16 protein-coding genes and 1 tRNA gene are annotated in these 17611 nt (G+C 67.3%); 3 read left to right on the forward strand and 14 right to left on the reverse strand.

The genetic code is table 11. The annotated features are described in order from the left end of the window. The first annotated feature begins 37 nt into the window (after positions 1 to 37). The gene (locus AC3WS6_RS10745) at positions 38 to 466 is read left to right on the forward strand and encodes a hotdog fold thioesterase (protein ID WP_492501007.1); all 429 of its coding nucleotides are present in this window, start codon (positions 38 to 40) and stop codon (positions 464 to 466) included. Here the strand turns inward: AC3WS6_RS10745 and AC3WS6_RS10750 are convergent. Then, entirely contained in the window at positions 441 to 1004 is a 564-nt protein-coding gene (locus AC3WS6_RS10750; RefSeq protein ID WP_492501008.1) for a GNAT family N-acetyltransferase, read from the reverse strand. The two genes, AC3WS6_RS10745 and AC3WS6_RS10750, sit on opposite strands and share 26 nt — an antisense overlap. A 3-nt stretch (positions 1005 to 1007) precedes the next feature. Further along, entirely contained in the window at positions 1008 to 1628 is a 621-nt protein-coding gene (locus AC3WS6_RS10755) for an ANTAR domain-containing response regulator (RefSeq protein WP_067118227.1), read from the reverse strand. 99 nt (positions 1629 to 1727) lie between these two features. Between AC3WS6_RS10755 and AC3WS6_RS10760 the strand changes: the two genes are divergently transcribed. Continuing rightward, positions 1728 to 1810, forward strand: a tRNA-Leu gene (locus AC3WS6_RS10760). Positions 1811 to 1830: 20 nt separating this feature from the next. On the opposite strand, the gene AC3WS6_RS10765 is transcribed toward AC3WS6_RS10760, so the two are convergent. Further along, positions 1831 to 2214: a hypothetical protein gene (locus AC3WS6_RS10765; RefSeq protein ID WP_492501009.1), complete on the reverse strand. Its 384-nt coding sequence runs from the start codon at positions 2212 to 2214 to the stop codon at positions 1831 to 1833. A 134-nt stretch (positions 2215 to 2348) separates the two neighbouring features. Between AC3WS6_RS10765 and AC3WS6_RS10770 the strand changes: the two genes are divergently transcribed. Then, positions 2349 to 2954 (forward strand): TetR/AcrR family transcriptional regulator, encoded by a 606-nt coding sequence (locus tag AC3WS6_RS10770; RefSeq protein ID WP_492501010.1) that lies wholly within the window; start codon positions 2349 to 2351, stop codon positions 2952 to 2954. A gap of 99 nt (positions 2955 to 3053) precedes the next feature. Here AC3WS6_RS10770 and AC3WS6_RS10775 read toward each other — a convergent pair whose 3' ends face one another. The 11 genes from AC3WS6_RS10775 to AC3WS6_RS10825 form a co-directional block, all read right to left on the reverse strand. Next, positions 3054 to 4178, reverse strand: a complete 1125-nt coding sequence (locus tag AC3WS6_RS10775) for a Gfo/Idh/MocA family protein (protein ID WP_492501012.1) — start codon at positions 4176 to 4178, stop codon at positions 3054 to 3056. Then, entirely contained in the window at positions 4175 to 4999 is an 825-nt protein-coding gene (locus AC3WS6_RS10780; protein WP_492501013.1) for a sugar phosphate isomerase/epimerase family protein, read from the reverse strand. Before AC3WS6_RS10780 ends, AC3WS6_RS10775 begins: the two co-directional genes overlap by 4 nt. A gap of 108 nt (positions 5000 to 5107) precedes the next feature. After that, complete coding sequence (locus AC3WS6_RS10785) at positions 5108 to 5821, reverse strand: esterase/lipase family protein (RefSeq protein ID WP_492501014.1); 714 nt, start codon at positions 5819 to 5821, stop codon at positions 5108 to 5110. An 11-nt stretch (positions 5822 to 5832) separates the two neighbouring features. Beyond that, positions 5833 to 7284 (reverse strand): pyruvate kinase, encoded by a 1452-nt coding sequence (pyk, locus tag AC3WS6_RS10790; protein ID WP_492501015.1) that lies wholly within the window; start codon positions 7282 to 7284, stop codon positions 5833 to 5835. 55 nt (positions 7285 to 7339) lie between these two features. Then, positions 7340 to 8806, reverse strand: a complete 1467-nt coding sequence (locus tag AC3WS6_RS10795; protein WP_492501016.1) for a glutamate synthase subunit beta — start codon at positions 8804 to 8806, stop codon at positions 7340 to 7342. Continuing rightward, positions 8799 to 13322 carry a glutamate synthase large subunit gene (gene gltB / locus AC3WS6_RS10800; RefSeq protein WP_492501485.1) on the reverse strand — a complete coding sequence of 1508 codons (4524 nt, stop codon included), beginning with the start codon at positions 13320 to 13322 and terminating at the stop codon, positions 8799 to 8801. The genes AC3WS6_RS10795 and gltB overlap by 8 nt, the downstream gene beginning before the upstream one ends. Positions 13323 to 13457: 135 nt before the next feature. Then, complete coding sequence (gene lgt / locus AC3WS6_RS10805) at positions 13458 to 14486, reverse strand: prolipoprotein diacylglyceryl transferase (RefSeq protein WP_492501017.1); 1029 nt, start codon at positions 14484 to 14486, stop codon at positions 13458 to 13460. A 10-nt stretch (positions 14487 to 14496) separates the two neighbouring features. Beyond that, a complete protein-coding gene (trpA, locus tag AC3WS6_RS10810) occupies positions 14497 to 15300 on the reverse strand; it encodes a tryptophan synthase subunit alpha (RefSeq protein WP_492501018.1) in 804 nt (267 codons plus the stop codon). After that, on the reverse strand, positions 15297 to 16565 hold the full coding sequence (gene trpB / locus AC3WS6_RS10815) for a tryptophan synthase subunit beta (protein WP_492501019.1): 1269 nt from the start codon (positions 16563 to 16565) through the stop codon (positions 15297 to 15299). Before trpB ends, trpA begins: the two co-directional genes overlap by 4 nt. Next, positions 16565 to 17338, reverse strand: coding sequence for an indole-3-glycerol phosphate synthase TrpC (gene trpC, locus AC3WS6_RS10820; protein WP_492501020.1), 774 nt, complete (start codon positions 17336 to 17338; stop codon positions 16565 to 16567). Before trpC ends, trpB begins: the two co-directional genes overlap by 1 nt. Next, positions 17338 to 17583: a DUF6704 family protein gene (locus AC3WS6_RS10825; RefSeq protein WP_241795261.1), complete on the reverse strand. Its 246-nt coding sequence runs from the start codon at positions 17581 to 17583 to the stop codon at positions 17338 to 17340. Before AC3WS6_RS10825 ends, trpC begins: the two co-directional genes overlap by 1 nt. Positions 17584 to 17611 lie beyond the last annotated feature (28 nt).

Consider the following 17611-nt stretch of genomic DNA (forward strand, 5'->3'; position numbering starts at 1 on the left):
CCTAACGAGGACGACAGACACCCGCTGAGGAGGATCCATGACCGAGACCGCGACGAGTGCAGGACTCGATTGGGCGACAGCCCGCGGGATGGGCGCACTGGCCCAGAAGATGGGCATGGAGTTCCTCGAGTTCACCACCGAGCGCTGCGTCGCGACCCTCCCCGTCGAGGGGAACACGCAGCCGGTCGGCCTCATGCACGGCGGCGCTTACGTCGTGCTCGGCGAGTCACTCGGCTCGATGGCGGCGAACCTCCATGCGGGTCCCGGGCGGCTCGCGGTCGGCGTCGACATCAACGCGACCCATACCCGCTCGGCAACCTCAGGACTGGTGACCGGCGTCTGCACGCCGGTGCATCTCGGACGCAGCATCACTGTGCATGAGATCGTCGTCTCCGACGATCAGGGCCGTCGTTGCTCGACCATCCGGATCACGAACATGATCAAGGACGCTCCTGCGGCGGACTGAGCCGCTCGACCAGCAGCAGCTGGAAGAGGACGTGGTCCTGCCACTCCCCCGCGATGCGCAGATACTGCGGCGCGATGCCGATGCGCTCGAACCCGTTGTCGGCGAGAACACGCTGTGAGCCGGCGTTGTGCAAGAGGGTCGCGGCCTGCAACCTGTGCAGTCGGATCTCGTCTCGAGCGTAGGCGGCGACCCGGTGCACTCCGCGGGAGGCCAGGCCTCGTCGCAGACGCGTCCTGTCGACCCAGTAGCCCAGGTCCGCGTTGCAGAAAGCCCCGCGGACGATGTTGTTGAGATTGATCCGTCCGCGGATCTCACCATCGGACGACTCGATCACGAATCGGATGTTGCGACCCGCCGACGCTTCGATGACGCACTGCTCCGCATGGAACTCCTGCCACTCCGCAGTGAAGAACTCCGCAGCCCTGAGTGGCTCCCACGGCGCGAGATGGTCGCGATTCGCGGAGTATGCTCTCGCGAGCGCAGCACCGTCACCGATGTGAACCGGACGCAGCAGGTGCTCCGCGTCGAGTGCGAACAAAGACTACTTCTTCGGCGCCAGCTGCTCGATGATGGCCTTCGCGACGTCCTGCATCGTCAGGCGACGGTCCATCGATGCCTTCTGGATCCAACGGAACGCCTCGGGCTCCGAGAGCCCCATCTTCTCGTTGAGCAGGCCCTTGGCGCGATCCACGAGCTTGCGGGTCTCGAAGCGCTCGACCATGTCGGCGACCTCGGCCTCGAGCGTGATGATCTGCTCGTGACGCGCCAGGGCGATCTCGATCGCGGGCAGAAGGTCGTTCGGCGTGAACGGCTTGACGACGTATGCCAGCGCACCCGCTTCGCTCGCACGCTCCACGAGCTCCTTCTGGCTGAAGGCCGTGAGGAGGACCACGGGGGCGATGTTGCCCTTGTGCAGCTTCTCGGCCGCGCTGATGCCGTCGAGCTGCGGCATCTTGACATCCATGATGACGAGGTCGGGGCGCAGCTCGGTTGCGAGTGCGACAGCGGTCTCGCCGTCTCCTGCCTCGCCGACGACATCGAAGCCGTTGTCGCGGAGGATCTCGACGATGTCGAGACGGATCAGCGACTCGTCTTCGGCGACGACGACGCGTCGGGGTGCGGATGCCGTGGGCTGCTCAGCTGCCTGTTCTTGCTCGGTCACGTGTCCATCCTACTGGAGAGCGCCGTCGGCGTTCCTGAAGGTGCCGGGCGTGGTCGCGCACGGTGCTTCCTGCGATAGGGTCGATGACGCGACACACGAGCCGGCGTGGCGGAATGGCAGACGCGGAGCACTCAAAATGCTTTGTCCGAAAGGGCGTGTGGGTTCGAGTCCCACCGCCGGCACTCTCAGATGTCCTCTCGCGCTACGGCACGGGCGAGAAGAGCTCGCCTATCTCGCACAGGGTGGCGCCGTCTGACATCGCCCACACGGCTTTCTCCCCCTGCACCAGAGGGCGCAGCACTCCGAGGCCCGGAATGCTCGGCCACTCGTTGCCGCGCAGGAGCTCACCCTCCTGGAGGAACGAGGCGACGGCCGCGGCCAGGCGCTGCGGCTGCTCTGCACAGACGCGCAGTGTGCGTCCGGCCACATCGATATGCGCCGTCAGGCCGCCGTGATCCGCGACCTCGATCCCTGCGGTGATCGGCTCTCTCGGCAGTCCGACCGCGGCGAAGTCGCTCAGGACGGACTGGAGGACCGACTCCGCACGGAATCTGTGGCGAAGCCTCGTTCGAGACGACTCGATCATCATCGTCCTCCTTCGGGTGTCGACCGCGCGATCGGCGGCGTGCGTGATGCATCCATACAGAGAGACGGTCGAAAGCGGGTTCTATGACGCGACTGTCGGCCGTCGTGCGACGGATGCACCGATAGCATCAGGGGATGACCGATCCTTCCCCCGGCGTCCCCCGCGCCAGGGGGCGCTATGCAAAGGGCATCGCTCGTCGCCAGGAGATCCTCGACAGAGCGATCGAGGTCTTCGCCCGTCGTGGTTCGAAGAAGACGACGCTGCGCGCGATCGCGGAAGAGGTCGGAGTGACGCACGCCGCTCTCACGCACTACTTCGGGTCTCTCGAGGAGCTGCTGGTCGCCGTGTATCGCGAATCCGAGCGGCGAACGGACGATGAGCATCCGAAGCAGAGCGATCTGAGCCCGGCGATGATGATGCGCGTCTCGGCGGAGGAGAACCGGACCATCCCCGGCCTCGTGCAGCTCTACTCGACTCTCGTCGCCACAGCGCTCGAGGAGAATCACCCGGTCGCTCATGAGTTCGCCACACAGCGCTTCTCACGGCTCCGCGCGGAGATGGCCGACCGTGTGCGCGAGATGCAGGAGTCAGGACAGTTGCGCGCGGATCTCGACCCGAACCTGGTCGCAGCGCTCGTGATCGCGGCGTCAGACGGCCTGCAGACGCAATGGCTGCTGGATCCGACGGTCGAGCACGAAGCGGCGCTCGAGATGCTCGACCGGCTGCTGGCTCGCGGCTGAAGGCCGCTGACGACCTCTGATCACAGCGCGAGGCCCTCGGGCCGCGGACTCGTCGCCCACGGCCCGAGGGCCTCCCAGAATGCGGTGGAGGTCGCTGTCTCAGAGCGTCGCCGCGAACGGGTCGAAGCCGGCAGGCAGCAGCGGCACGGGCGCGACCGTGCTCTCCACGACGACGGTCTTGCCCGTCGCAGCCGACTCCTGTGCGGAGAGCAGGATGTCGAGCACATGGAAACCGAGCTCGCCGGAAGCGACGTGCGGGCGTGCCTCTGCGATCGCACGCACCATGTCGAGAGCGCCGAGGCCGCGACCCACCGCGACGTCGTCGTGCTCGATCTCGACCCACTCCTGCGTGAAGGACATTCCGTCACGGATCACTCCGAGCGGCTTCACGTAGGCGATGCGCCCCGCGAACGCATTCGGGTCGGGGATCACGATGGTCCCGTCGGTGCCGTGGATCTCGACGATGCCGTGGCGCTCGAGCGCCGAGTCGAAGCTCAGCAGGCTCTGCGCCTGAGCACCCGCCTCGAAGGCTGTGACGATCTGGATCGTCGATGGAACCTCGACCGGGAAGGTCGTGCCCGCCTGCGGACCGGTGTGGATCTCGCGCTCCTCGCGCGCCTTCGACCCGACGGCCGCCACGTGGTCCACCGGACCCAGCAGACTCACCAGTGCCGAGAAATAGTACGGTCCCATGTCGAGCAGCGGGCCTGCGCCCTCGGCGAAGAGGAATGCCGGGTTCGGGTGCCACAGGTCGGGGCCCTGCGTCTGGAACACGGTCTGAGCGAAGAGCGGACGCCCGATGACCCCGTCCTCGATCGCGCGCCGTGCGGCCTGGAAGCCCGGTCCCAGCAGCGTGTCAGGAGCAGAGCCGATACGGAGTCCCGCGGCGTCGGCTTCCCGAAGCAGTTCGGCCGCTCCCTCACGGTCGAGACCGAGCGGCTTCTCGGTCCACACATGCTTTCCTGCCGCGATCGCGGCCCGGGAGACTTCGATGTGCACGGCCGGGATCGTGAGGTTGACCACCAGATCGACCCCCGGATGAGCCAGCACGTCGGCGGCGGATCCGAAGGAGGGCACGCCGTATTTCTCCGCCTGAGCCTGCGCACGTTCCGCCAGCAGGTCGCCGACGATCAGCACCTCGACATCAGGGAACGACGACAGGTTCTCGAGATAGGTGTCGCTGATGACTCCGACGCCGATGATTCCGATGCCGACCGCGCTCATCGTGCGAACCCGCCTTCGATGAGGAACGAGTAGCTCGCAGCGATGTCGGCGAACACGTCGCCCGGAGCGTTGTCGTATTCGATGATCGCGTACTCGAGGGCGGCGGCGGCGCGGAGCGACTCGGCCAGAGGCACGTCGCCCGTTCCCGCGTGTCGCTGGTCGAGCGCATCGGATCCGAAGTCGGGTGCGCCCGGTGCGAAGGGGTTGCTCGCCGGCGCCACGCCGTCCTTGACGTGCACGGCGACGAGCCGCTCGCCGAGCCGGGATACGAGCGCAGGAACATCCTGACCGCCGACGAGCGCCCAGTACAGGTCGAGCTCGATCGCCACCCGGTCGTCGGTGAGCGCGACGAAGCGCTCGAATGCGGTCTCGCCGTCGAAGTTCTCGACGAACTCCTGTGCATGGTTGTGGTAGCCGACTGTGAGCCCGAAGCCTGCGGCCGTCTCGGAGAGGGCGTTGAGCCGGTCGGCGATGTCGGTCACGCCCTCGAGCGTGAACCACCGCTCCGGAACGACGAAGGGATCGATGACCGTCTTCAGGCCGACCTTCGCGGCTGCCTCGAAGACGACCTCAGGCGCCGGTGTGGGGATGGAGCCGTCCGGCGTCCACAGCTCGTCCGAGAGAAGAGGCGCGTGACCGGTCGGCGATGCGAGTCCGGCTGCGTCGAGTGCCGTACGGATCTCGTCAGGACGTCGGACGAAGTCGAACGCCTCGACGTTGCGAAGACCGATCGCCGCGAGCTTCTCGAGCGAGCCCTCCATGTCGGCGGAGAACTCCGCGGCGAGTGTGTACAGCTGGACTGAGGCTTCTGGCAGGGCCACGGTGACCTTCCTTCGGTGTGCTGATCGCTGACGACCCGTGTCGTCGGCCATCAGATTATCAGAAACCTCCACGTGGAAGTTGTTCGATCGACATGTGTCGTCGACGGCTCACTCCTGTGCCAGCGCCTCGATCTCCTTCAGCACAGCGGGGTGCGCGAGGACGCGGAAGTGCCCGCCGGTGTGCAAACGCACGTTCCTCCTGGCGCCGGAGAGCTCGCTTCCCTCCGGGATATGGGGGTCGAAGGCGGCGTACACCGAGACGATGCGAGCATTCACCTCGCGCCTGCGGGCGAGTTCCAGGATCGCCGGGTCAGAGGGCGAGAAGGCCCGCACCGACCGCGTGGGGAACAGCCTCGCGTAGCGCGAGCCGCCGAACGGTGCGGCGACCGCGATCATCGCGCGCACCCTCTCCCCCTCGGCTCCCGTCATCACCGCCTTTCCGGCGAGTCCCCCCTTGCTGTGGGCGACGAGGAGCACATCGGTCATGTCCGCCTGCGCGAGCAGATCTGCGACGTGCCGCGCGGTGTCGAGCACGGGGAGCCGGTTGCGCGAAAGCGTCTCGACGACGTGCACCGGGTGGCCACGATCGTGCAGTGCCGTCACCAGCGGCTGCATGAATCGCCAGGTCTCGTAGACGCCGGGGAGGATGACGATGGGCAGCCGGTGCCCGCTGCGGAAGACGGCCGGATCGCGGCGTCCGGCTGCGGCGCGCAGCTGCCAGTAGCCCGCGTAGGCATAGTCCGCCGCCCACCAGGCCGCGCGCTGCCACCAGGTGATGCGTGGATACGACGAAGGGGCGGAACCGCGGTTCCACCCCTCCACTGCACGTCCGATCAGACGGTCGCCTCCTTGTAGATGGGAGCGGCGCCGTTGACGGCGTCACCCACCTTGTGGACGCGGATGTCGTTGGTCGAGCCGACGATTCCAGGAGGGGAACCGGAGATCACGACGACCTTGTCTCCTTCGGCGGCGAGGCCGTTGGAGAGCAGATAGTCATCGACCTGGAGATACATGAGGTCGGTGTGCTGCACCATGTCGACGAGCTTCGACTGGATGCCCCAGGTCAGCGCCATGCGCCGGCGGATGCCCGGCTCGGGCGTGAAGGCGATCATCGGGATCCGCGAACGCAGACGCGACAGACGGCGCGCCGAGTCGCCCGACTGGGTGAACACGCACAGGTACTTGGCTTCGACGAACTCGGCGACCTCGAGAGCGGCAAGCGTGATGGCGCCACCCTGCGTGCGGGGCTTGGTCGTCAGCGGCGCGATGCGCTCCAGACCGTGCTCCTCGGTCGACTCGATGATGCGGGCCATGGTCTCGACGACGACGACCGGGTAATCGCCCACGCTGGTCTCGCCCGAGAGCATCACGGCATCAGCGCCGTCGAGAACGGCGTTCGCGACATCCGACGTCTCGGCACGCGTGGGCACCGGGCTGTTGATCATGGACTCGAGCATCTGGGTCGCGACGATGACCGGCTTGGCCATGCGACGTGCGAGCTCCACGGCACGCTTCTGAACGATCGGGACGGCCTCGAGCGGCAGCTCGACGCCGAGGTCACCGCGGGCGACCATGATCGCGTCGAACGCGTCGACGATCTCTTCGAGTGCGTCGACGGCCTGCGGCTTCTCGACCTTGGCGATGACGGGGACCTTGACGCCCTCCTCCGCCATGATCTCGTGCACGCGGCTGACGTCCTCGGCGTTGCGGACGAACGACAGGGCGATCAGGTCTGCACCGATGCGCAGTCCCCAGCGCAGGTCGTCTTCGTCCTTCTCGCTCAGGGCGGGAACGTTCACGGCGACACCCGGGAGGTTGATGCCCTTGTTGTTCGACACGGCACCGGCGACGATCACCTTGGTCGTCACGGTGACGCCGTCGGTCTCGACGACCTCGACACGCACCTTGCCGTCATCGATGAGGAGGAAATCACCGGGCTTGACGTCCTGGGGCAGACCCTTGAAGGTCGTGCCGGAGATCTCCTTGTTGCCGATGATCTCTTCGGTCGTGATCTTGAAGATGTCGCCCTTGGCGAGCTCGTAGGGGCCGGCCTCGAACTTGCCGAGGCGGATCTTCGGTCCCTGCAGGTCGACGAGGATCGAGACGGCGCGACCCGCGTCGTCTGCGGCGCGACGAACGTTGGCGTAGTTGTTCTCGTGCACGGAGTAGTCGCCGTGGCTGAGGTTCAGACGGGCGACATCAACGCCGGCGTCGATGAGTGCACGCACGGTCTCATACGTGGATGTGGCGGGGCCCAGGGTGGCGACGATTTTCGCGCGTCTCAAAGATTGCTCCAGGGTAGTGGGGGATGGAAATCAGGCGACGGTGCCGCGGCTCAGCCTACGCGGGCTGAAGGCCGATAGCGACTTCATGAGGACGCACCGGCTCGGGCAGCACGGTGGTTCCCATGAGGAACCGGTCCACGTTCGCGGCTGCGGCGCGACCTTCGGCGATCGCCCAGACGATCAGAGACTGTCCACGGCCGGCATCGCCTGCCACGAACACTCCCGGAACGGTCGACTCGTAGTTGTCCGCGCGCTGGAACGCACCGCGGTCGGTGGTCTGCGGGCGGACCTCGTCGGTGAAGCCGTCCTGCTCGGGGCCGGTGAAGCCCATCGCGATCAGAACGAGATCCGCGGGGATCTCTCGCTCCGTGCCGCTCTTCGGCACGCGGCGTCCGTCGATGTACTCGGTCTCGGCGACCCGGAGTGCGCGGACCTCGCCGACGTCGTTCGAGAGGAACTCGACGGTCGACGCCAGGAACACGCGCTCACCACCCTCTTCGTGTGCCGACTGCACCTCGAACACGGTCGGCATCATGGGCCAGGGCTGGTGCCCCGGTCGCTCCGTGCCGGGCTGCTTTCCGATCGCGAGGTTCGTGACGCTCAGCGCGCCCTGACGGTGCGCGGTGCCGATGCAGTCGGCTCCGGTGTCGCCACCGCCGATGACGATGACGTGCTTGCCCTCTGCCGTGATCTGCTCGGGGACCTTGTCTCCGGCGACCGCGTGGTTCGACTCGACCAGGTACTCCATCGCGAAGTGCACACCGTCGAGGTCGCGCCCGGGGATCGACAGGTCTCGCGGGACCGTCGATCCGGTCGAGACGACCACCGCGTCATAGCGAGCGCGAAGGTCGGCCCAGGAGATGTCCTTGCCGATCTCCACACCGGCACGGAAACGCGTGCCCTCTTCCTGCATCTGACGAAGCCTCGACTCGAGCTGGCCCTTCTCCATCTTGAAATCAGGGATGCCGTAGCGCAGCAGACCGCCGATGCGATCGTCGCGCTCGAACACGGCGACGGTGTGTCCGGCACGCGTCAGCTGCTGTGCGGCCGCGAGACCGGCGGGACCCGATCCGACCACGGCGACCGTCTTGCCCGTCAGGCGTGCGGGCGGCTGCGGCTCGACCCAGCCCTTGGCGAAGGCCTCGTCGATGATCGAGACCTCGATCTGCTTGATCGTGACCGGAGGCTGGTTGATGCCGAGCACACACGCGCTCTCACACGGCGCGGGGCACAGACGCCCGGTGAACTCCGGGAAGTTGTTGGTCGCGTGCAGGCGATCGATCGCGGCGCGGCCTTCGCCCCGCCACGTCAGATCGTTCCACTCCGGGATCAGATTGCCCAGCGGGCATCCCGAGTGGCAGAACGGCACACCGCAGTCCATGCATCGGCTCGCCTGCCGACGAAGCACGGCCTGATCGCCGGGTTCATACACTTCTTTCCAGTCCATGATGCGGACGGGAACGGGGCGACGCTTGGGAAGCTCACGCTCCGGGACCTTCAGAAAGCCTTTGGGATCAGCCACCGGTCACCTCCAGGATGCGGTTCCAGACGATGTCGCCGTCGGGGTCGATCCCCTCGGCGACTGCTTCATCGCGCATGCTGCGGACAGCGGCGTAATCGCGCGGAAGCACCTTCGTGAACTGGCCTGCGACCTCATCGAATCGCGCCAGGATGTCGGAGCCGAGCGGCGAGGCCGTGCGCTCCACGTGCTCGGCGATCAGGCTGCGAAGCACTTCGAGATCTGCGCGATCGAGCGGCTCGAGGAGGAGTTCTCCGCTGCTGAGCGACTGCGCGTTGATCTTGCCGGTCTCGAGCGAGCGGATGTAGGCCACTCCCCCGGACATACCGGCGCCCAGGTTGCGGCCGGTGGATCCGAGGATCACGGCCACACCGCCCGTCATGTATTCGAGCGCGTGGTCTCCCACGCCCTCGACGACGGCCGTGGCGCCCGAATTGCGCACCAGGAAGCGCTCGCCGACCACGCCCGAGAGGAACATGGTTCCCGAGGTCGCACCGTATCCGATGACGTTGCCCGCGATCACGTTCTCGTGCGGGACGATCTTCGAGCCACGCGGCGGACGGATCGAGATGTCGCCGCCCGAAAGGCCCTTGCCGACGTAGTCGTTGGAGTCGCCTTCCAGACGCAGGACGATGCCGGACGGGAGGAACGCACCGAGCGACTGACCGGCCGTGCCGTGAAGGGTGACGTCGATCGTGCCGCGGGGAAGACCCGCCGCGCCATGACGCGAGGTCACCTGGTGACCCAGCATCGTCCCGACAGCTCGCTCGGTGTTCGCGATGGCGAGCTCGGCGACCACGGGCTCGCCGTTCAGCAGGGCGTTCTTCGCGATGTCGATCAGCTGCACGTCGAAGTGCTTCTCGAGCTCGTGATCCTGCGTGCGAGCGCTGCGACGAGGCTCGCTCGCCGGGAACGCGGGGCCGTCGAGCACCGGGCCCAGGTCGAGCCCCTCGGCCTTCCAGTGGTCGACGGCGGCATCGACCTCAAGAAGCTCCGCGCGGCCGACGATCTCGTCGATCGAACGGAAGCCGAGAGCGGCGAGATGCTCGCGCACCTCTTCGGCGATGAACTCCATGAAGTTCACGACGAACTCGGGCTTGCCGCTGAAGCGCTCGCGCAGGACCGGGTTCTGGGTCGCGACGCCGACCGGGCAGGTGTCGAGGTGGCAGACGCGCATCATGATGCATCCGCTCACGACGAGCGGCGCAGTCGCGAATCCGAACTCCTCCGCGCCGAGCAGGGCGCCGATGATGACGTCGCGCCCGGTCTTGAGCTGACCGTCGACCTGCACGACCACGCGATCGCGCATGCCGTTGAGCATGAGCGTCTGCTGGGTCTCGGCCAGACCGAGCTCCCAGGGCGTGCCGGCATGCTTGAGGGAGTTCAACGGGCTGGCGCCCGTGCCTCCGTCGTGGCCCGAGACGAGGATGACGTCGCTGAGCGCTTTGGCCACACCGGCCGACACCGCCCCGATGCCGGACTGGCTCACGAGCTTCGTGTGGATCCGGGCCTCGGGGTTGGCGCGCTTCAGGTCGAAGATGAGCTGCTTGAGGTCTTCGATCGAGTAGATGTCGTGGTGCGGAGGAGGCGAGATCAGACCGACCCCGGGAGTGCCGCCGCGTGTGCGCGCCACCCAGGGATAGACCTTTTGCGGAGGCAGCTGGCCGCCCTCGCCGGGCTTCGCACCCTGAGCGAGCTTGATCTGGATGTCGTCGGCCTCGGTGAGGTAGAGGCTCGTGACCCCGAACCGTCCGGACGCGACCTGCTTGATCGCGCTGCGGCGTTCCGGATCGACGAGGCGATCGACGTCCTCTCCGCCCTCTCCGGTGTTCGACTTGCCGCCGAGACGGTTCATCGCGATCGCCAGGGTCTCGTGCGCTTCCTTCGAGATCGAGCCGTAGCTCATGGCACCCGTCGAGAACCGCTTCACGATGGACGAGACGGACTCGACCTCGTCGAGCGGCACGGGCTTGCGAGTGCCGGTCCGCAGTGTGAACAATCCGCGCAGCGTCTTGAGCTCTGCTGCCTGATCGTCGACGAGCCTCGTGTACTCGCGGAAGACGTCGTAGCGGCGCTCCCGGGTCGCGTGCTGCAGCTTGAACACCGTCTCCGGGCTGAAGAGATGCGGAGAGCCGTCACGGCGCCACTGGTACTCGCCTCCGGTCCACAGCCGCTCGTGTGCACGAGCCGCTTCGTCTTCCGGGTAGGCGTAGTCGTGGCGCGCCTGGTTCTCGATGAAGATCTCTTCGATCCCGATGCCGCCGAGCTTCGACTCGGTGCGGGTGAAGTACTTGTCGATGAACTCCTCGCTCAGCCCCACGGCCTCGAAGACCTGCGCGCCGGCGTAGGAGGAGACCGTCGAGATGCCCATCTTCGACATGATCTTCAGGACGCCCTTGCCGAGCGCGTAGATCAGGTTGCGGACCGCCTTCTCGGGACTGATGCCCGTGATGTAGCCGGTACGCACGAGGTGCTCCACGGTCTCCATCGCGAGGTACGGGTTGACCGCCGAGGCGCCGTATCCGATGAGCGTCGCGACGTGGTGGACCTCGCGGACATCTCCGGCCTCGACGATCAGACCGACCTTCATCCGGTTCTCGCGACGGATCAGGTGGTGGTGGATCGCCGACACCATGAGCAGCGAAGGGATCGGCGTCAGGTCTTTGTTGGAGTCCCGGTCGGACAGGATGATGAACTCGGCACCCTGCGCGATGGCCTCATCGACCTCGGCGTACATCTCGGTGAGCCGCTGCTCGAGCGTGTTGGAACCGGCGTCGAAGTGGTAGAGACCGCGGATCGTCACACAGGAACGATCGGGCAGCGCCTTGTCGATGTGACGGATCTTCGCCAGCTCGTCGTTGTCGATCACGGGGAAGTCGAGCGACACCGTGCGCGTGTGGTCTGGGCCCCACGTGAGCAGGTTGCTCTCGGGCCCGAGCCCCAGCTTGAGACTCGTGACGACCTCTTCGCGGATCGAGTCGAGCGGCGGGTTGGTGACCTGCGCGAACTGCTGCGTGAAGTAGTCGAAGAGCAGACGCGGCCTCTTGCTGAGGACGGCGATGGGCGTGTCGGAGCCCATCGCGCCGAGGGGCTCCATGCCGTTCTGGCCCATCGGGGTCAGAAGGATGCGGATCTCCTCCTCGGTGTATCCGAAGGTGCGCTGGCGCCGCGTGATCGATGCGGGCGGGTGCACGATGTGCTCGCGCTCGGGCAGGTCGGCGAGTCGCACCGCTCCGGCATCCAGCCATTCCTGCCACGGGTGCATCGTGGCGAGATCGTGCTTGATCTCGTCGTCCTCGATGATGCGTCGCTGCGCGGTGTCGACGAGGAACATCTTGCCGGGCTGCAGCCGCCCGCGACGCTTGATGCGCTCGGGCTCGAACGTGAGCACGCCTGTCTCGGAGCCGATCACGATCAGCCCGTCGGTCGTCTCGGTCCAGCGCCCTGGACGCAGACCGTTGCGGTCCAGCGTGGCTCCGACGAGAGTGCCGTCGGTGAAGATGAGCGCGGCCGGACCGTCCCACGGCTCCATCTGGTTCGAGTGGTACTCGTAGAAGGAGCGTAGCTCGGGCGAGATGTCGGACTGCTTCTCGTAGGCCTCGGGGACCATCATCATGATGGCGTGCGGCAGGCTGCGCCCGGTCAGCGTCAGGAGCTCGAGAACCTCGTCGAACGACGCCGAGTCGCTCGCGCCGTCGGTGCAGATCGGCAGCAGAGGGGCGACATCGCCGAGCAGCTCGGACTCGAGCTGCGACTGGCGCGCCCGCATCCAGTTCCGGTTTCCGCCGACGGTGTTGATCTCGCCGTTGTGCGCGAGCATGCGCAGCGGCTGAGCCAGCGGCCAGGACGGGAACGTGTTCGTGGAGTAGCGCGAGTGCACGACCGCGAGCTCCGACATGAACCGCTCGTCCTGCAGGTCGGGGTAGAACGGCTCGAGCTGCAGGGTGGTGACCATGCCCTTGTAGCCGAGCGTGCGCGCGGACAGCGTCACGAAGTACGCGCCGAGCTCATGACCGGCGCGCTTGCGCAGCCGGTAGGCGACACGGTCGAGGGCGATCCCGGTGAGCGGGGCGTCCGAATGCGTCGCTCCCCCGGCGCTCACGAAGAGCTGCTCGAAAGCGGGACGAGCCTCGTCGGCGAGCTTTCCGAGGTTGTCGTTGGCCGTGGGCACCTCGCGCCACCCGAGGACGCGGAGGCCCTCGGAACGCGCGATCTTCTCGATGCCTGCCTTCTGCTCTCGGCGGACGCTCGAGTCGCGCGGCAGGAAAGCCAGGCCCGCGGCGTACTCGCCGACCGGGGGCAGTTCGAACGGGACGACCGCCCGAAGGAACGCGTCGGGCATCTGCGTCAGGATCCCTGCGCCGTCTCCGGTGCCCGCATCCGACCCGATCGCCCCACGGTGCTCGAGGTTGCGCAGCGCTTCGAGCGCCAGCGCGATGATGTCATGGCCTGCTTCGCCGCGCAGGGTCGCGACCATGGCCAGGCCGCAGGCGTCCTTCTCGAACGCCGGGTTGAACATGCCCTGCTTCGGGGGGTAAGCGCCGGAAGCGCCGTAGGGAGGCTGAAAATACACCAGTACCGTCCTCAGATCTTCGGATGACCCGGGGGCGTCATTGGCCGGGTGGATGCGATGGGGTCCGCACGGACCGGTGGGCTATCGAGAGCTTTCCGTGTCCGTGGGAGCGGTGCTTGTGGCGCTGGCTCCTGCGGCGACTTCTTCGGACGGAGGCTCACTCACGTCCACGAAATCGGAGGGATTGTTCTGCGATTCTACATCAGCGTCGACGTCCTTCCGGCCGCGGCCAGGCTGGTACGGCGAAGGCTCGAGACCGGGGTGACGACGGGACTGCACGATGAGGATGGTGATTCCCACGAGGATGCCGAGGATCGCCGCCCACACGTTGCTGCGCAGGCCCAGGATGATCTCGCTCGGATCGATGCGGATCGACTCCCAGACCACGCGGCCCGCGCTGTACCAGATGAGGTAGATCGCGAACAGCTTGCCCCACTGGAAGGCGGTCGCCTTGCGGCTGAGCCACAGAAGCACGATGACGCCGAGGCCGTTCCAGATCACCTCGTAGAGGAACGTCGGGTGGAACAGCGTGCCCTCGGGGAGGCCGGGAGGGAACGCCGAGTTGTCCGACGGGATCTCGAGGCCCCAGGGCAGGTCGGTGGGAAGACCGTAGAGCTCGTTGTTGAACCAGTTGCCGAAACGGCCCATCGCCTGCGCGAGGAGGAGCCCGGGAGCGAGTGCATCGGCGAAGGTCCAGAAGCGGATCCCGGTCCACCGGCATCCGAGGTACGCGCCCACTGCGCCTCCGAGGAGTGCGCCGAAGATGGCGATGCCACCCTCCCAGATCGCCCACACGGAGCCGGGCTCGAAGGGATTCCAGGTGTTCTTGCCCTCGCCGAAGTAGAAGTTCGGGTGCGTCAGCACATGGAAGATGCGGGCGCCGATGATGGCCGGCGGCACGGCCAGGATCGAGATGTCGATCACGACCCACGGCTCTGCTCCGCGCTTGGTGAGGCGGTGGTTGGTCAGCAGCACGGCGGCGATGATGCCGGCGATGATGCAGAGCGCGTAGAAGTGGATCCGGAGCGGACCGAGGTCGATGTACGAGACCGTGGGGCTCGGGATGCTGGCGAGCACGCCGCTGAAGGTGCTGTGGAGCGCGAGGGACATGAGTGCGATTCTAGTTCTCGTGTGCGGGGCGTGCCGACGACGTGCCGACCGCCAGGTTTCGGGTGACCTCTGCGAGTGCGGGGACTCCGCCGTCGCGGAGAGCGCGGACCAGTGCTGTGCCGACGATCGCGCCGTCGGCGTACTCCGAGACCCCGGCGATCTGCTCGGCGGTCGAGATGCCGATGCCGACGCACGCGCGGATGCTGCCGTGCTCGCGCAGGCGAGCGACCAGCGTGCGCGCCGCGCGATCGAGCTCCGTGCGCTCACCGGTGATGCCCATGGTCGAGACCGTGTAGACGAATCCGGTGGACGACTTCACGACGAGCTCGAGGCGCTCGTCGGTCGAGGTGGGCGCGGCGAGGAAGACGCGATCGAGGCCCGTGCGCTCGCTGGCCGCGATCCACTCCCCCGCCACGTCCGGCGTGATGTCCGGCGTGATCAGTCCTGCGCCGCCTGCGGCGAGCAGGTCGTCTGCGTAGCGGTCGACCCCGTACTGGAACACCGGGTTCCAGTACGTCATGACCAGCACCGGCACGTCGGTCGCATCCGTGATGGCACGCACCGCGGTGAAGAGATCCTTCATCTTGAAACCGTTCGCGAGCGCCGCGGTCGTGGCTTCCTGGATCACCGCGCCGTCCATCACCGGGTCGCTGTAGGGCGGGCCGAGCTCGATGATGTCGACGCCGTTCTCGGCGAGGGCGATGGCAGCCTGGATGCTCGTCTCGAGATCGGGGAACCCGACCGGGAGGTAGCCGACGAACGCGCTGCGACCGGCAGCGTGGGCGGAGGCGATGGCCTGTTCGACGCGACTCACAGTTCCGGCTCCCCCTTGGACGCTGCCGCCTCGGCATCGCTCTCGTCTGCGACGTCGTGCGCGAGCGCCTCTGCGTCGTAGAGGTCGAAGTATCGGGCCGCGGTGTCCATGTCCTTATCGCCGCGGCCGGACAGGCAGATGGCGAGAACCGCGTCGGGTCCCAGCTCACGACCGAGACGCAGAGCGCCGGCGAGGGCATGGGCGGACTCGATGGCCGGGATGATTCCCTCGGTGCGGCTGAGCAGACGCAGCGCCTGCATGGCCTCGTCGTCGGTCGCCGGGATGTACTCGGCGCGACCGATGTCGGCGAGCCAGGAGTGCTCGGGACCCACGCCCGGGTAGTCGAGACCGGCGGAGATCGAGTGCGACTCGATCGTCTGCCCGTCTTCGTCCTGCAGCACATAGGTCTTCGCGCCGTGCAGGATGCCGGGGCGTCCGCGCTCGATGGACGCCGCATGCCGCGGAGTGTCGACGCCGTCGCCGGCCGCCTCGACCCCGTAGAGCTTGACGTCCTCGTCGTCGAGGAAGGCATCGAACATGCCGATCGCGTTCGAGCCGCCTCCGACGCACGCGATGACGGCGTCAGGGAGTCTGCCGACCTCGTCGAGCAGCTGCTGACGCGCCTCCTCGCCGATGATCTTCTGGAAGTCGCGCACCATCGCCGGGAACGGGTGCGGGCCCGCGGCGGTGCCGAAGATGTAGTTGGTCGTCTCGACGCTCGCGACCCAGTCGCGGTAGGCGTCGTTGATCGCGTCCTTCAGCGTGCGCGAACCCGAGGTGACGGCCACGACCTCGGCGCCCAGCAGACGCATCCGCGCGACGTTCAGCGCCTGGCGCTCGGTGTCGACCTCGCCCATGTAGATCGTGCAGTCGAGGCCGAAAAGGGCCGCCGCGGTGGCCGTGGCGACACCGTGCTGGCCTGCTCCGGTCTCCGCGATCACCCGGGTCTTGCCGAGGCGCTTCGTCAGCAGCGCCTGGCCCAACACGTTGTTGATCTTGTGCGAGCCGGTGTGGTTGAGGTCTTCCCGCTTGAGGAAGACGCGAGCACCGCCGGCGTGCTCTGCGAACCGGGCGACCTCGGTGAGCGGCGAGGGGCGTCCGGCGTAGGAGCTGAGCAGCGACGCCAGCTCATCGCGGAACACCGGGTCGACGATCGCGTCCGCATAGGCCGCGGAGAGCTCGTCGATCGCGGCGATCAGCGATTCGGGCATGTACCGCCCGCCGTAGTCGCCGAACAGTGGACCATGCTGGTCTCGCAGGCTCATCACGCCTCCAGGAAGCTCTTGAGTGTGGTGATCGGGTCGCCCGTCACGAGCGCCTCCCCGATCAGGACGACGTCGGCGCCCGCGGAGCGGTAGTGCGTGACGTCTTCAGGGGTGAGGACCGCGGACTCGGCGATCTTGATCGCGCTGTCCGGGATGCGGTCCACGAGGCGACCGAAGAGATCGCGGTCGAGCTCGAGGGTCTTCAGATCGCGGGCGTTCACGCCGATCAGCGGAGCACCGAGGTCGATCGCCGCCTCGAGCTCATCGGCCGAGTGCGTCTCGACGAGCGGCGTCATCCCGAGCTCGGTGATGAAACCGAACAGGTCGCGCAGCACGGCGGGCTCGATGCCGGCGACGATCAGGAGCGCGAGGTCGGCTCCCGCGGCCCGGGCCTCGAGCACCTGATAGCGCGTCGCGATGAAGTCCTTGCGCAGCACGGGAAGCCCGACGCGGGCCGTGACCGCCTCGAGATCGGCGAGGCTGCCGCCGAAACGGCGCTCCTCGGTGAGGACGCTGATCGCCGACGCTCCCCCCTGCTCGTACAGCGAGGCCTGGAGCGCAGGATCGGGAATGTCCGCGAGCGCCCCGCGCGAAGGACTCGCCCGTTTCACCTCGGCGATGATCTTCACGCGCTCCGATCGCGCGAGCGCGGCGACGGCGTCTTTGGCGGCAGGGCGTGCCAGAGCGTCGCGCTCGACCTCGGCGAGGGGCCGGGTGAGAGAGCGACGCTCCGCGTCTGCGACTGCGCCGGCCGTGAGGTCGGCGAGGACCACTAGTGCGCCTTCGGCTGGTACTTGGGGCCCTTCACGCCGTAGCCGGCCTTGGCCAGCGCCCAGCCGACGAGCGCGCCGATCGGGATGAGAGCCGCGAACACCCAGACCAGGGTGACCCAGATCGGGCTGAACTCGGCGAGGCAGAAAGCCAGCGTGCCGAGTGTGAAGCCGGCGAGCATGATGATCACGGCCGTCCAGGCAGCAGGCGAGTGTCCGTGGCCGGGGTCAGCGATCGGGTTGGTCATGGTCTCCTCCGGGGACGACGTGCGGGAT

The organism is Microbacterium sp. EB106-03-03-XG65 (assembly GCF_058791955.1).

Bases quoted from the DNA above. Each gene is read 5' to 3' on its own strand.
- AC3WS6_RS10745 (WP_492501007.1), top strand. From the start codon at position 38: ATGACCGAGACCGCGACGAGTGCAGGACTCGATTGGGCGACAGCCCGC.
- AC3WS6_RS10765 (WP_492501009.1), bottom strand. From the start codon at position 2,214: ATGATCGAGTCGTCTCGAACGAGGCTTCGCCACAGATTCCGTGCGGAG.
- trpB (WP_492501019.1), bottom strand. From the start codon at position 16,565: ATGAGCCTGCGAGACCAGCATGGTCCACTGTTCGGCGACTACGGCGGG.
- AC3WS6_RS10825 (WP_241795261.1), bottom strand. From the start codon at position 17,583: ATGACCAACCCGATCGCTGACCCCGGCCACGGACACTCGCCTGCTGCC.
- lgt (WP_492501017.1), bottom strand. From the start codon at position 14,486: ATGTCCCTCGCGCTCCACAGCACCTTCAGCGGCGTGCTCGCCAGCATC.
- AC3WS6_RS10770 (WP_492501010.1), top strand. From the start codon at position 2,349: ATGACCGATCCTTCCCCCGGCGTCCCCCGCGCCAGGGGGCGCTATGCA.
- AC3WS6_RS10775 (WP_492501012.1), bottom strand. From the start codon at position 4,178: ATGAGCGCGGTCGGCATCGGAATCATCGGCGTCGGAGTCATCAGCGAC.
- gltB (WP_492501485.1), bottom strand. From the start codon at position 13,322: ATGTTCAACCCGGCGTTCGAGAAGGACGCCTGCGGCCTGGCCATGGTC.